This is a genomic window from Providencia heimbachae ATCC 35613, from assembly GCF_001655055.1.
Taxonomy (GTDB): Bacteria; Pseudomonadota; Gammaproteobacteria; order Enterobacterales; family Enterobacteriaceae; genus Providencia; species Providencia heimbachae.
The window spans coordinates 1-13301 of sequence record NZ_LXEW01000038.1 but is presented as its reverse complement, the minus strand read 5'-3'; the positions used below and the strand labels follow the sequence as shown (position 1 = coordinate 13301).

Here is a 13301-nt window from a genome sequence, read left to right as displayed (position 1 = left end):
ATAGCTTGAGTTTTGATAAGCTGATAAGCAACAGCAGTATATTGATATTCAAACACCTATCCTCAAAAAAAATATAAAAAAAACCGGCTCGATGGCCGGGAAAATAATTATTGAACAGAGTGAAATTAAACCACTAATAACGCACCATGACAGATTTTAGTTCGGTGTAATACTCGATAAAAGCACTACCAAATTCACGCCCAATTCCTGAAGATTTAGTACCACCAAATGGCACTGCTGGGTCGAGGAATGTGTGCATATTCACCCAGACGGTTCCCGCTTCAATACGCGAAATCATCCGCATGGCTTTACTTAAATCATTGGTCCAAACACTTGCCGCTAAACCAAATGGTGTACTATTCATTAGCGCAATCAACTCTTCTTCGTCATCGTAACCTAAGAAGGTGCCTACAGGACCAAAGGTCTCTTCTTTCATCAATATATCGTCGGGACTATTGGCACGAATGATAGTCGGTGGAACAAAATAGCCCGCACCTGCAATCGGTGTGCCACCATAAATAATTTCGCTTCCATCTTCGCGTGCTTTATCAAATAGAGCCAAAATTTTCTCATAGTGCGCTTTATTTGCTAACGGCCCCATCTCCGTTGTTTCATCAAGGGGAGAGCCAATTTTGATAGCGGATAAACGAGCTTTTAATTGCTCTAGTACCTCATCCATTAATTTCGATGGAATGTAAAAACGCTCAGCGGCGGCACAAATTTGCCCTTGGTTCAAATATCCCGCTTCAATAATGCCATTCACAATTTTTTCAACCGGAAGATCCGCTAAGAATGCCGCACCATTTTTCCCACCTAATTCTAAGGTTACACGGGTTAACTTACCTTCCATTGCCGAGCGCCCGACTGCCAGCCCTGTTGGTACCGAACCTGTAAATGTCACTTTAGAACATAGCGGATGGTGGATCAGCGCTGGTCCTACTTCACGTCCACCCCCATTGATGATATTAATCACACCATCAGGAATGCCAGCTTCTTTAGCCAATTCAACCACTCGCAGCATCGTCAGTGGCGTGAACTCACTCGGTTTGAGAACAATAGTACAACCGCAAGTTAAAGCAGCTGCCAACTTCCAAATAGAGATCATAATGGAAAAATTCCAAGGGATGATCCCGGTAACAACACCGACAGGCTCTCGCTGTGTAAATGCTGAATATTTTTCACCATTGAACGATGGCAATGAAACATTAAGCGTTTCACCGCTAATTTTGGTCGACCAACCGGCAAAATAACGTAAAAATTGAGCCGCCGATCCAACCTCTAAGAAACGAGAAAGCTGGATGGTTTTCCCTGAACATAAGCTTTCCAGTTGAGCCAGCTCTTCTAAATTTTTTTCCAATAAATCGGCAAGGCGATTTAAGCAATTACCTCTTTCCATCGGTGTGGTATTTGCCCAAACGCCTTTAAATGCGGTGTGTGCAGCTTGCATTGCTGCATCAACCTCATCGAATGTGCCTTCTTTGACTTTCGCTATAACCTGTTCAGTGGCTGGATTAACGACGTTAAAAAAAGTCTCTCCCTTGCCAGAGATAGGCAAACCGTCGATAAAATGTCCATGTTGGCGCTTTAAAAATTCGCTGACTTCGGGCAATAGGGTTAACTCACTCATCGTTTTCACTCCACTTAATAGGGATTAATTAGGCATTTACACAGGCTAGATAGTGCTTAACAAAACGTTCTACACTAATTTCCCATAATACTTCGGTGCCTTTAGCCGCAAACCATGAATCACCTTTATGGTACTCAACAGTGATGCCCGTTTTAACATCTGTTAATTTCACTGACCCTTCATGGACCGTCGACATTTCGTCAAACGGATAAACCATTTTAAATTTACCTTTAGTACAGGCAAAAATACCACAAGTCAGATTATCTGTTGGCTCACCATGGATCATCGCAACACTGGCTTGCGGATCCCCTTCAACAACAACAGAACCTAAATTTGTCACGCTGCCAATATTCAATAATTCTGGAAGTGGTTTATTTAACAATAATGGATTGATCATGATTTTTACCTTTTAATCGATTAAAAAACGGACTTAAAATAGTGTTAACTTAGCGGCGACCTTGCCAGTAACCTGATGTTTGATGCATTATTTTGGCCATTGAGACAATCACATTACGCAAGCTGTCTTTGCCCATAATGTTGGCATGAGGGATAGCGCTCATTAAGTCATAACGGTGTGAACCTTCCACCATACCTTCTGCCAGCACCTTGCAAACAATCTGGCTTGGTGTCACACCGAATCCTGAATAGCCTTGTACATAGAAAACATTTTTATGCCCCGGTAACGAACCAATTTGAGGGAATAAATTCGCACTACAGGCCATCGGTCCTCCCCAAGCGAGCTCAATTTTCACCTCTTTTAAGTATGGAAAAATTTTCAGCATCAAATGACGATTCCATGCTTTAAGATCGGATGGAATGTACTCAAGAAAATGGGTCGAACTACCGAATAGCAACCGATTTTCTTTGGTCACACGGTAATAATCAATTACCGGACGAATATCACTGTATGCGCCACGAATGGGACTAATACGCTCAATCAATTCGTCGGACAACTCTTCCGTCATCAACTGATAAGCATAGGTGTTAATTGTTTTTGGGTACAAAGTTGGCTCAAGACCATTAAGAAAAGAATCGCATGCCCAAAGCATTTTTTTGGCACGAACAGATCCCATCGCAGTGCGTACCGTCACCCTATCGCCGTACTCCACATTAAGCACTTGGCTGTTCTCAAAAATCTTCGCACCGTACTCACTAACAGCCTTCGCTTCACCTAATAAAAGGTTTAAGGAGTGAACATGCCCACCGCCCATATGCTTGATCCCGCAGGTATAAGCATCGGATCCAATAATTTGCTTGAGATCAGACCCCGTATAAAATTCAATTTCTTCTTCAGGAGCGACGGATTTAAAATCAGTAAGCCAGCTACGCAATGTTTTTTCTTGGCGCTTATTACTGCCTAAATAGGCATAGCCGTGACAAAAGTCTGCATCAATGTTGTACTTTGCAATACGTTCACGCATGATCCCTGCCCCCATATTGCTGAGTTTAAAAATCGTTTCTAAACCTTCTGCGCCAACATGTTTCTTTATCGCATCCAAGTCATGACCAATCCCTGCCATCACTTGTCCACCATTACGTCCCGTACCGCCATAACCAAGGTGACGCCCCTCTAGAATGGCGATATTGGTTATGCCTTTCTCACATAATTCAAGCGCCGTATTGATCCCTGAAAATCCCCCACCGATGATCACAACATCGACATCAAGATCATCTTTTAACGTAGGAAATCGTAGATCATATTTTTTAGTGGCTGCGTAATAAGTTAATGATTCTACTTGGTTATTCATAATGGATAGCCTATTTAATATCTTGCCTTAGCCTCGATTATCTTAACCTTACATTAACAATTACATAGCCCTTTAGGGACATTCGAAACATAAAGTTAACATTTGTGATGCAGGCACGGTATTTCATTATAAATAAAATATAATTATTTTTTATTTATCTAATTTAAATCAATGCATTAAAGAAAATTAATATATTAATGAATAAGGAAATAAGGCGAGAGAACAGGAAGGGTAGCCCGATAACAGTGGAAGTATTTTAGCTATTGTCTAATTCGGTTCATCAGTAAATTAAATAATTCTGCTTGTGAATTAATACCCAATTTCTGATAGATATTTTTACGATGGTTTTTCACTGTCCCTAAGCTAATAAACAGTGACTCTGCAATTTGTGGCGAGCCTTTACCTTCTAAAATTAATTCAACAACTTCACATTCTCGTGGTGTCAGGCCAAATCGAGTCTGCATGTCGGCTTTCAAGTAATGGTTTGAAACTGAATTTGGTGAAACTTCTTTATGCAACTTAGCCATACTACGAATAATATCGAATGCCTCTTTTAGTGGGGCTTGAGCGCTATTATCTGATAAAAAAGGCTGATCTTCATTACCGAAAAAAATACCTAACTGCTTGCCGGATGAAATTTCAAGTAATAAACCTGCCTCGTCACACCAACCGGTTTTTCGATAAAAATTCAAATAGTAATCCGTATGGTAAAAACCTTTTGGCGCAAGCTCTCTGAGCGTTAATACTTTTGAGCTGCCTCCCTTTTGAATTTCTTGATAAAAGGGATCCATAAGATAAGCACCTCGCTGATAAAGGCGATTAACACTATCACTATTATTTTTTTCTACTTTTGACAGAAAACGGGGCGGAGTCCCTTTTTCAAAGGCGTACACAATGGCGTTATCGAATGCAATAAAAGAAGATAACCATCCTAATAAATTAGGATAAAATTGATTAGTAGCAACAGAATCAATCACATCAGGTAGTTTATCCAGATAATTTTTCATTCTGCCCCCGTTTATTAATCACTTTAACTAAAAGAATATAAAAAGCACATTATCTCTATAAACTCAATATGATTGTTATTAATATGTTAATTACATCACTACGCTATTAGTAACTCTAATAAATAGTAACGTTACATTAACATTCATAAAAATAGAATATATGTCACATAAAAAATAAACAAATCCATTTATTATGTTAATTAAAAGTAAATAACATAATAAATGGAGAGAAAATGTCTAAATATAAAATTATTCTAGATTGTGATCCTGGCCATGATGATGCCATGGCTATTTTCTTAGCGTTAGGTAATCCCAATATCGATTTACTTGCTGTAACCACTGTAGTGGGAAATCAAACGCTAGACAAAGTGACTCACAATGCACGCGCAATTATGGAATTCGTTGGTGCAAAAAACATCCCGATTGCTGCGGGTTGCGATCGTCCTTTAGTGCGACAAATATATACTGCACCAGAAGTTCATGGCGTTACCGGCCTTGATGGAACTCATCTTGCAAAGCCTACACAACCTATTGATAAACGTCATGCTGTAGACTTAATTATTGATACGTTAAAATCTCATCCCCCTAAAACCATTACACTCGTCCCTATCGGCGGACTGACAAATATTGCGTTAGCAGTTAGAAAAGCACCAGAAATTGTTGAATTAGTTAAAGATGTCGCTCTGATGGGGGGTGGCTACCATACGGGTAATCGCACTGCTGTCGCTGAATTTAATATTCTCATTGACCCTGAAGCCGCACATATTGTCTTTAATGAAGTATGGCCTATTACCATGATTGGGGTGGACCTAACGCATCAAGCTAGGCCAAATGACAGGATCATGGAGGAGATTGCATCTTTAAATACGCCACTTAGCCAATTTGTCGTTGAATCATTAAATTTCTATACTGAAGGCTACCGTCGACGCAATGGGTACAGTGACCATGCCCCTGTCCATGACCTATGCGCAGTTGCTTACGTGATTGATCCGTCGATAATGGAAACACTTAAAGCCCCAATTAATATTGAGTTACAAGGTGCACTTACCACTGGGATGACAGTAACAGATTTTCGTGCAACCGCACCGGCTGATTGCCATACACAAGTCGCGACAAAGCTTGATAACGAAAAACTTTGGACGATGTTCATTGATGCGTTGAAACAATTAGCTAAATAGATACCGAAAAAACTTCAAAATAATACTTTATTGCCCGATCCTCAATAAATCGGGCAAACAGCATAAATTAGTCTTTAAGAATCGCTTTTAACTTACTGTAACGCCTGATTAAACGCCATTTTAATTTAATGGTCGTTGCATGATTCCATACAATATCCCAATAACCATTATCAAAGAAAAGCTGCACCATCTCTTTTTGTGTTTGTGGTGATTTTATGGCTAATAAAGCTTGAGTGATCCCTAAACCCTCTTTACCCACTTGCCATAAACAAGCTGGCGCTTGCTTAACTTGCTCAGGATAACGTTGATAAATTGCCATCAACATATCGATAATTTTCAGGTAGGTATTTATTTTACGAACGGATCTTTCGTCACCACTTAAAGAATGAGAAACAGACTGATTATGAATCAAATAGCGATAGTATTGCTCATTAATAAATTGGACGCGTTTCGATACTAACAACAATTCTGTTGTCCACGGAATATCTTGATGATGCAACTTAGGTTCAAAGAAAAATTTATGTTCTCTAAGTAAATCAAGGCGATAAATATTTAACCAAGTAACATGCAAAAATTTACGGGAACTTAACCCAATTTCCAGCCATTCAGGTCCGCTAATAACACCTGTTGATGGCACTTTATTTGGAGGGAAAATCGCCTTTGGCGCATCCCCATTCGTATAAATATAAGTTCCATTACAGGTGGCAATATCCAAATCGCCAGCAAGGGCAATTTCCAAAAGGCGACCATACATCTTAGGATTGATTTCATCATCAATATCAGGGAACGTAATATATTTGCCAGTAGCTTCAACCATTCCAGTATTACGGGCAACTGAGACGCCCTGATTTTCCTGAAATAATACCTTTATATTTTCAAATTTACTTTCATACTGCCGTATGACATCTTCACTGTTATCTTTAGAACCATCATTAACAACAATGAGTTCCCAATTTTCTAAATTTTGAGCAATTAAGCTATCGAAAAAATGAGAGAGAAACTTTTCACCATTGTAAACTGCAACAACGATACTCAAAACTGGCTGAGAAGACATTTATTAACCCTATAAACCCATCAAATGACGGTAGTGACTAAAATACGATATTCGCTGGTATCAAATACTATGGAAAACTTACCTGCGGGTTCGTGTAAACGATTGAAATTATTTAGTTAGAGAATTTAAAATTACATTGGTTCCGTTGTCATAAAAAATTCATATTCCAATAAATGCCGCTATGATAAACAGTAAATGCTATCTACGACATTCATTGCATAACTTATTTACATTGTAGTGAACTAATTATCATTAATTTTACCTAATAAACATTAAATACACCTTAAAACACACTCTAAATAATTCAAGATACCGCTAGGCGTAGTGACCAATACAAATGAATCTAGTCAACAACGCTGTGGCTTGAAGTATGACGAGTAAAAACAATAGAGGACACACCTGTGGCTGGAAGTAGCTTACTTGCCCTACTCGATGATATTGCAGCAGTATTAGATGACGTTTCTGTTATGACCAAAATGGCAGCCAAAAAAACTTCTGGTGTACTTGGTGATGATTTAGCCCTTAATGCCCAGCAAGTCACAGGTGTACGTGCTGATAGAGAAATTCCTGTCGTATGGGCAGTTGCAAAAGGCTCTTTTATTAACAAACTTATTTTAGTTCCTCTGGCATTATTAATTAGTGCATTTATTCCATGGGCAGTAACGCCATTACTCATGTTGGGTGGCGCGTATCTCTGTTTTGAAGGAGCAGAAAAGCTAGCGCATAAATATTTTTTTCCTCATGAAAAAAGTCATGCTGAAATAATGCAAGGGGATACCTTATCGCCGGAAAAACTGACTGAATTTGAGAATCGAAAAATTAAAGGTGCCGTCCGCACTGATTTTATCTTATCAGCAGAAATCATCGCAATTACATTGGGGATTGTTTCTTCAACAACATTTATTAATCAGGTTGCTGTTTTATCGATTATTGCAATCGTGATGACAATCGGTGTTTATGGTCTAGTCGCTGGGATTGTCAAACTTGATGATTTAGGGTTTTATTTACAGAAAAAAACATCAACCTTATTAACCAAACTAGGTAATGGGCTAATTTACACAACCCCTTACCTAATGAAAACGCTCTCTGTCGTGGGTACAGCTGCAATGTTTATGGTTGGAGGCGGCATTCTTACTCATGGGATTACTTATATTTATGAATGGATTGAAGAGTTAGCGCTCACGGCAGCCTTCACCCCTGTTATTGGCAGTACTATGCAATTTATCTTACCTACTGTGCTAAATTTACTTTTTGGATTAGTTGTAGGTATGCTCATTGTTGTACTAATAACACTCATAAATAAATTGAAAAAATGAAAACGCTTTTAGGAGCCATTGGCCTTTAAAGGCCAATTTTCATTCGAATTAAAGACCTTTCTTTAACGTAACAGCAGACAAGGTGAGAGATTCTTTAATCTAATCAAATTTAACGAATCGCTTTTAATTAGGCTAATGAGGTCAAACTTTAATTATTTTACATGATGATTTTTTCATAACTTTTACCCTATTAGATTTCGATTTATATATTAAATAAAATAAACAATTAATTCGTTATTAAATTAATACATAGCGATTTTAGATATCAAATGTCACCGATAAACTTTTATTCCCTCCAAACTGATCTAAATCAAGAGATGCTCACGTTGACCATACGCTAAAATACGTATCTTTTTCAAATTTGGTATAATTTACAACTAAGAATAATTATATATTTATCAATGTATAGCAATTTCAAGCACACTCTTTCATACTAAAAGATAAGCGCCATAATAAGACTCCACTAATTAAATATACTCCCAAAGTAGTATATTTAATTAATCGTACTTTATTAAAAATAGAGGCAATATAGCAAATAAGATTAACTGCATAATTTATTTTCAAAGGAGAGGTAATGCCAGCACTGTATCGACGATTTTCAATTATCAACCAAGTCATTGGGTTGATGCTACTTATTGCCATCCTCGGCATCATAGGTATGACAATTTCAAATCGTATGATAATCAGTGTACAAGGCAATGCTCATGCGATAAATAAATCTGGCTCCTTACGTATGCAGAGCTATCGATTACTCTCTTTGGTTCCGCTTAATGACCATAACCAAAAGTACTTAGATACATTAGAGAAAGATTTACTCAGTCCAGAGCTCACACAAGTGGTAAAAATTGAAAATTTAACACCACAATTTGATGAGCTACATACTTTTTGGCTAAAAACATTACGTCCCGCATTAATGCAGGCATCAAAGCCAAACGATGCGAGGTATGAGGTTATTTCTTTCGTCAATCAGCTTGATGAGTTAGTCCATAATATTGATGAAAAAACAGAGCGAAAAATAGCCTATGTGGCGATGACACAAATGGTCTTCATCAGCCTCGTGTTCCTACTCTTGATGGGAACAATATGGCACTTAAGACGTAAAATTTATTATCCTTGGATGAAGCTGTTATCAATGGTAAATGCTATTGGACGAAAAGATTTCAGCCAGCGTTACCCTAAAAACAACCGGCAAGATGAGCTAAATGCATTAGGTGAAACACTCAACCAAATGTCTGATGAATTAGCTCAAAGCTATCATCAATTAGAAGCACGAGTTGCGGAAAAAACAGCTGATTTAGTCACAAAAAATCGGGTGTTATCTTATTTATACCAATCAAATCAAATGCTTCACTCCTCTGAGCCCCTTTATCTAAGGCTACAAAAAGTTCTCATTGATCTGAAAAATATTACCGTATTAAAAAACCTGAGTTTAAGGCTATATGAAGATAGCAATGAAAAGTATTTTCATGAAATATGCTGTACCTCAACCGGATTAGATGATGAATTCTCTGAGTTTGCAGATACAAAAAATAATTTATCTTATAAGTCTAAAAAGGCAGCTCAACCTAAAATATTGCAATGGGATCTCTCGGATAATATACATCGTTATGGTGTTATTATCGGTGAAATTGAAAATAACCAAACACTCTCTGACGAACAAAATAATTTAGTTCTCATGCTAGTTAAGCAAATTTCTGGCATGCTAGCGATGGAACACCAAATAGAACAACAGCAGCAACTACTTATCATGGATGAACGTTCAGCTATCGCAAGGGAACTTCATGATTCTATTGCACAATCGCTATCTTGTTTAAAAATGCAAGTTAGCTACCTACAATTACAGCCAGAACCTTTGCCAGAAAAACCGCAGCAATTACTTGGCGAAATGCGTCAAGAAATAAACACTGCGTACAGCCAACTTCGTGAACTATTAACCACATTCAGGTTAAAGCTGACCGAACCGGGCTTATTACCTTCACTTGAAAGCACAATTAACGAATTTAGTGAGCGAATGGGCTTTAATATAAGACTAGATTACGACATTCCGGCGAAATGTATTTCACCGCATCAATCTATACATATAATACAAATTATCCGAGAAGCCTTAAGCAATATATTAAAGCATGCAAATGCGAATTGGGCATCCGTTTCCCTAAATCAAGATGCAGGTATCGTCACCATCACTATCAGTGATAATGGCGAAGGGATTGAGACTAGACCCGACAAACTTAACCACTATGGGTTAATCATTATGAGAGAAAGAGCACTGAGTCTAAATGGTCAGTGTTATATTATGCCCAGATCTCAAGGGGGAACTGAAGTTAAAGTAACCTTCCCTTTATCTGAGGCTTAAAAAATACCGGAGCAAATCATCTATGGAAAATACAAATATAATGAGCGAACAATCAACTATTCTACTTATTGATGATCATCCGATGCTAAGAAGCGGTGTAAAACAACTTATTAGCTTAGAACCTTCATTACTCGTTATTGGGGAGGCTGGAGATGGAAAAACAGGTATTCAAATAGCAGAAGAACAAGATCCTGACCTAATCCTACTTGATCTAAACATGCCAGGTATGAATGGTTTTGAAACACTGGACGAACTTCGTAAAAGAGAGCTTTCTGGCAGGATCATTCTTTTTACTGTTTCAAACTATGGCGATGACCTTGTAAACGCATTAAAAAGAGGTGCAGATGGTTACTTATTGAAAGATATGGAGCCAGAAGAATTAATTGTCGCACTTAAAGAAGCCGCGAGTGGAAAAATGGTTGTCAGCCCAACCTTAACATCTGTATTAGCTGAGTCATTAAGAGATAACCAATCTCAAGATGAACATAACACGGCAACCTTAACCCCTAGAGAAGCGGATATTCTCGAACTTATCTCTCAAGGTTTATCCAATAAGATGATTGCACGTAAACTAGATATTGCAGAAAGTACTGTAAAAGTACATGTAAAACATTTGCTGAAAAAATTAAATTTAAAATCAAGAGTTGAAGCTGCTGTGTGGGTACTACAACAAAAGTAATTTTAAAATCACTTAAAAATCAGAAGGAATCATATATATAACCCTATGATTCCAATAATTAAAATAGGATTATACATTGTGTGTGAAAAATAGAGTTATCGTATGGCTCTAATCTACAAGTTTCTTTTTTTTAGTTATAATAGACTACAAATATAAAATTACTGATAAAAGTTATTTACTATGGAAGATAATTTAATTCTTGTTAATGAAAATGATATCCCCGTTGGCACCATGTCTAAATTACTTGCGCACCAATTAGGAAATCTGCACCGTGCTTTTTCTGTATTCATTTTTAACCCTAATGGTGATTTATTAATACAGCAGCGGGCTTTTCACAAATATCATTCAGCTGGGCAATGGGCCAACTCTTGCTGCAGCCACCCAAAGCCTGGTGAAGAGACACAAGAAGCAGCAAAACGTCGACTTAATGAAGAGCTAGGGTTTACTACTGACCTTGAGCATGTTGGTTCATTAATTTATCGTGCAGAAGTCAGTGGCGGGTTAATTGAACATGAGTATGACCATCTTTTTGTTGGATATTACAACCAAGATTTTAAAGTGAATTTAGACGAGGTTGCAGCAACACGCTGGGTCAGCATAGAGCAATTAACTCATGAGATTGAGCTCAACCGCAACCAATTCACCCCCTGGTTAAGGAAAATATTGGAAAAATATCCGTCATTAAAATTTAATTAAACATTTTGTATTTGATAATAAATATTGAATAGGGATTCAATCGTTATTTTCCACATAATAAAATAAATATTTACTAAAAACAAAAAAACAGATCAAACAATACGTAGAATAAGCAATCATAATGTAGATTTAGCATTACTATTATTTTTCAAATAAACTTACTTTAAATATGTCTTTATCTTTATAAACAACTGAGCTAATTAAGCCAATGCGACCTAAGATAAATACCATGAAATATTTTTCGTTATCTGACAAAATAACTAACTGCTCAGTATGCGATATCCCGAAAATAAATTAAATCATTAAGTAAACGTCATTATTTTCATTCACTGCATTACATTAAATGCTTCAATATCAATGTATTGTACAACATCAAGATTCCGTCTATATCAGTTTCTTTGGCTGGAGCTCTTCATATGAAATAACAACATGTTTGCAATATGCAGGTCTATTAAGGAGCCGAATATAGTAAGCTTCAATATATGGTAATTGCCTTCTTTTGATATCAATATCATAATAGCGATACAAAACATGTCCAAATTGAATATCGGCTAATGAAAAATGTTCACTTGCCAAATATTCCCTAGATGCCAATACTTTTTCGGCAATCATTAAATTATTTTCAAACTGTTCAATAGCCAGTTTAATTCCTTCAACATCATGTAATTCTTCCGGTGTACGTGCGACTCGCCAAAAGATTGGAGCCGTAAATGTTAGTGCAATATTTAATTTTGACCACTCCATCCAACGATCAACTTCTGTTCTTGCTAATAAATCATCAGGCCAAAAATACCCTTTCGCATATTGGTTAGCAAGATATCGAAGTATAGCTCCAGTTTCCCATAGTGGGGGATTACAACCATCCTGTAAAACAGGAACAGTACGATTTGGGTTTAATTTATAAAACTCGTCAGTGTTCGTACCACCGTACTGATGCCCAATATCATATCTTTTATAAGGTAATTCTAATTCACCAATACACCACATCAGAGCTTGCACATTGGATGAAGTTTTACGGCCCCAGACAGTTAGCAATATATTCTCCAGAAAGTCATTTATAAATATTGTTTCAATAATACACACATAAATCAAAATATTTCAACTTTGCTAGCAAGAGTTTGTTTTAACTTGGCTTTTAAGCTCGACTAAAATTTATACCTCATCAAGCAAGTGAGTGGGCTATTATTCATTATTTTGTACTCCTTCCAAGTATTCACCGTGCTAATAATAACCTTCAAATTCGCTCCTCATTGGTACCAGACTAACAGGTTCAGGTAAAAATAGGGCAACCAGCCTGTTACATAGCGTATTTTTCAAGACCCTATCGGTGAATTCGGCAGGTGATCTCGAGCATAAACGGACAAAATAGGTCAGAAACGTCTTCGTTAATCGGCATTAAATAAAATTGATCAGATGAATAAAGTGAAGAGAGCACAGGAAAGCGAGATCCCCTGACGAGAAAGCGGTGTCTTTAATCAAGGTGATAAGACAATAAAATAGACGGTTTGGTAAGAATAAAGAAAAGGGGTCTGCTGTATTGCGTATTGGCAAGGCCCTATCCGTGAAGTCCACGAGAGCAAACGGTAAAAGAGGTCAGAAATGTCTTCATCAATCGGTATTTCCCCCTAAAAGGCCCTTTTCCC

11 protein-coding genes are annotated in these 13301 nt (G+C 37.4%); 5 read left to right on the top strand and 6 right to left on the bottom strand.

Features of this window, described 5'->3' with window-relative positions; all coding sequences use genetic code 11:
• Nucleotides 1-133: 133 nt before the first annotated feature.
• The 4 genes from M998_RS13465 to M998_RS13450 all read right to left on the bottom strand — a co-directional run bounded on the left by M998_RS13465 (nt 134) and on the right by M998_RS13450 (nt 4382).
• Entirely contained in the window at nt 134-1627 is a 1494-nt protein-coding gene (locus tag M998_RS13465; RefSeq protein WP_068909330.1) for an aldehyde dehydrogenase family protein, read from the bottom strand.
• 28 nt (nt 1628-1655) lie between these two features.
• Nucleotides 1656-2024 (bottom strand): cupin domain-containing protein, encoded by a 369-nt coding sequence (locus M998_RS13460; RefSeq protein WP_068439069.1) that lies wholly within the window; start codon nt 2022-2024, stop codon nt 1656-1658.
• Between the two features lie 49 nt (nt 2025-2073).
• Nucleotides 2074-3375 (bottom strand): NAD(P)/FAD-dependent oxidoreductase, encoded by a 1302-nt coding sequence (locus tag M998_RS13455; RefSeq protein ID WP_068909328.1) that lies wholly within the window; start codon nt 3373-3375, stop codon nt 2074-2076.
• 260 nt (nt 3376-3635) lie between these two features.
• The gene (locus tag M998_RS13450) at nt 3636-4382 is read right to left on the bottom strand and encodes a helix-turn-helix transcriptional regulator (RefSeq protein ID WP_068909326.1); all 747 of its coding nucleotides are present in this window, start codon (nt 4380-4382) and stop codon (nt 3636-3638) included.
• A 233-nt stretch (nt 4383-4615) separates the two neighbouring features.
• Here M998_RS13450 and uriH point away from each other — a divergent pair, with 233 nt between their 5' ends.
• A complete protein-coding gene (gene uriH / locus M998_RS13445; RefSeq protein WP_068909324.1) occupies nt 4616-5560 on the top strand; it encodes a uridine-preferring nucleoside hydrolase UriH in 945 nt (314 codons plus the stop codon).
• A 67-nt stretch (nt 5561-5627) separates the two neighbouring features.
• Here uriH and M998_RS13440 read toward each other — a convergent pair whose 3' ends face one another.
• On the bottom strand, nt 5628-6614 hold the full coding sequence (locus tag M998_RS13440) for a glycosyltransferase (RefSeq protein ID WP_068439061.1): 987 nt from the start codon (nt 6612-6614) through the stop codon (nt 5628-5630).
• Nucleotides 6615-7015: 401 nt separating this feature from the next.
• Between M998_RS13440 and M998_RS13435 the strand changes: the two genes are divergently transcribed.
• The 4 genes from M998_RS13435 to idi all read left to right on the top strand — a co-directional run bounded on the left by M998_RS13435 (nt 7016) and on the right by idi (nt 11658).
• Nucleotides 7016-7930 carry a DUF808 domain-containing protein gene (locus tag M998_RS13435; protein ID WP_068909322.1) on the top strand — a complete coding sequence of 305 codons (915 nt, stop codon included), beginning with the start codon at nt 7016-7018 and terminating at the stop codon, nt 7928-7930.
• A gap of 574 nt (nt 7931-8504) precedes the next feature.
• On the top strand, nt 8505-10283 hold the full coding sequence (gene narX / locus M998_RS13430; RefSeq protein WP_068439058.1) for a nitrate/nitrite two-component system sensor histidine kinase NarX: 1779 nt from the start codon (nt 8505-8507) through the stop codon (nt 10281-10283).
• A gap of 40 nt (nt 10284-10323) precedes the next feature.
• A complete protein-coding gene (narL, locus tag M998_RS13425) occupies nt 10324-10962 on the top strand; it encodes a two-component system response regulator NarL (protein WP_068439646.1) in 639 nt (212 codons plus the stop codon).
• A 180-nt stretch (nt 10963-11142) separates the two neighbouring features.
• Nucleotides 11143-11658, top strand: a complete 516-nt coding sequence (gene idi, locus M998_RS13420) for an isopentenyl-diphosphate Delta-isomerase (RefSeq protein WP_068909319.1) — start codon at nt 11143-11145, stop codon at nt 11656-11658.
• A gap of 384 nt (nt 11659-12042) precedes the next feature.
• On the opposite strand, the gene M998_RS13415 is transcribed toward idi, so the two are convergent.
• Nucleotides 12043-12693 (bottom strand): glutathione S-transferase family protein, encoded by a 651-nt coding sequence (locus M998_RS13415; RefSeq protein WP_068439053.1) that lies wholly within the window; start codon nt 12691-12693, stop codon nt 12043-12045.
• Between the last annotated feature and the right edge of the window lie 608 nt (nt 12694-13301).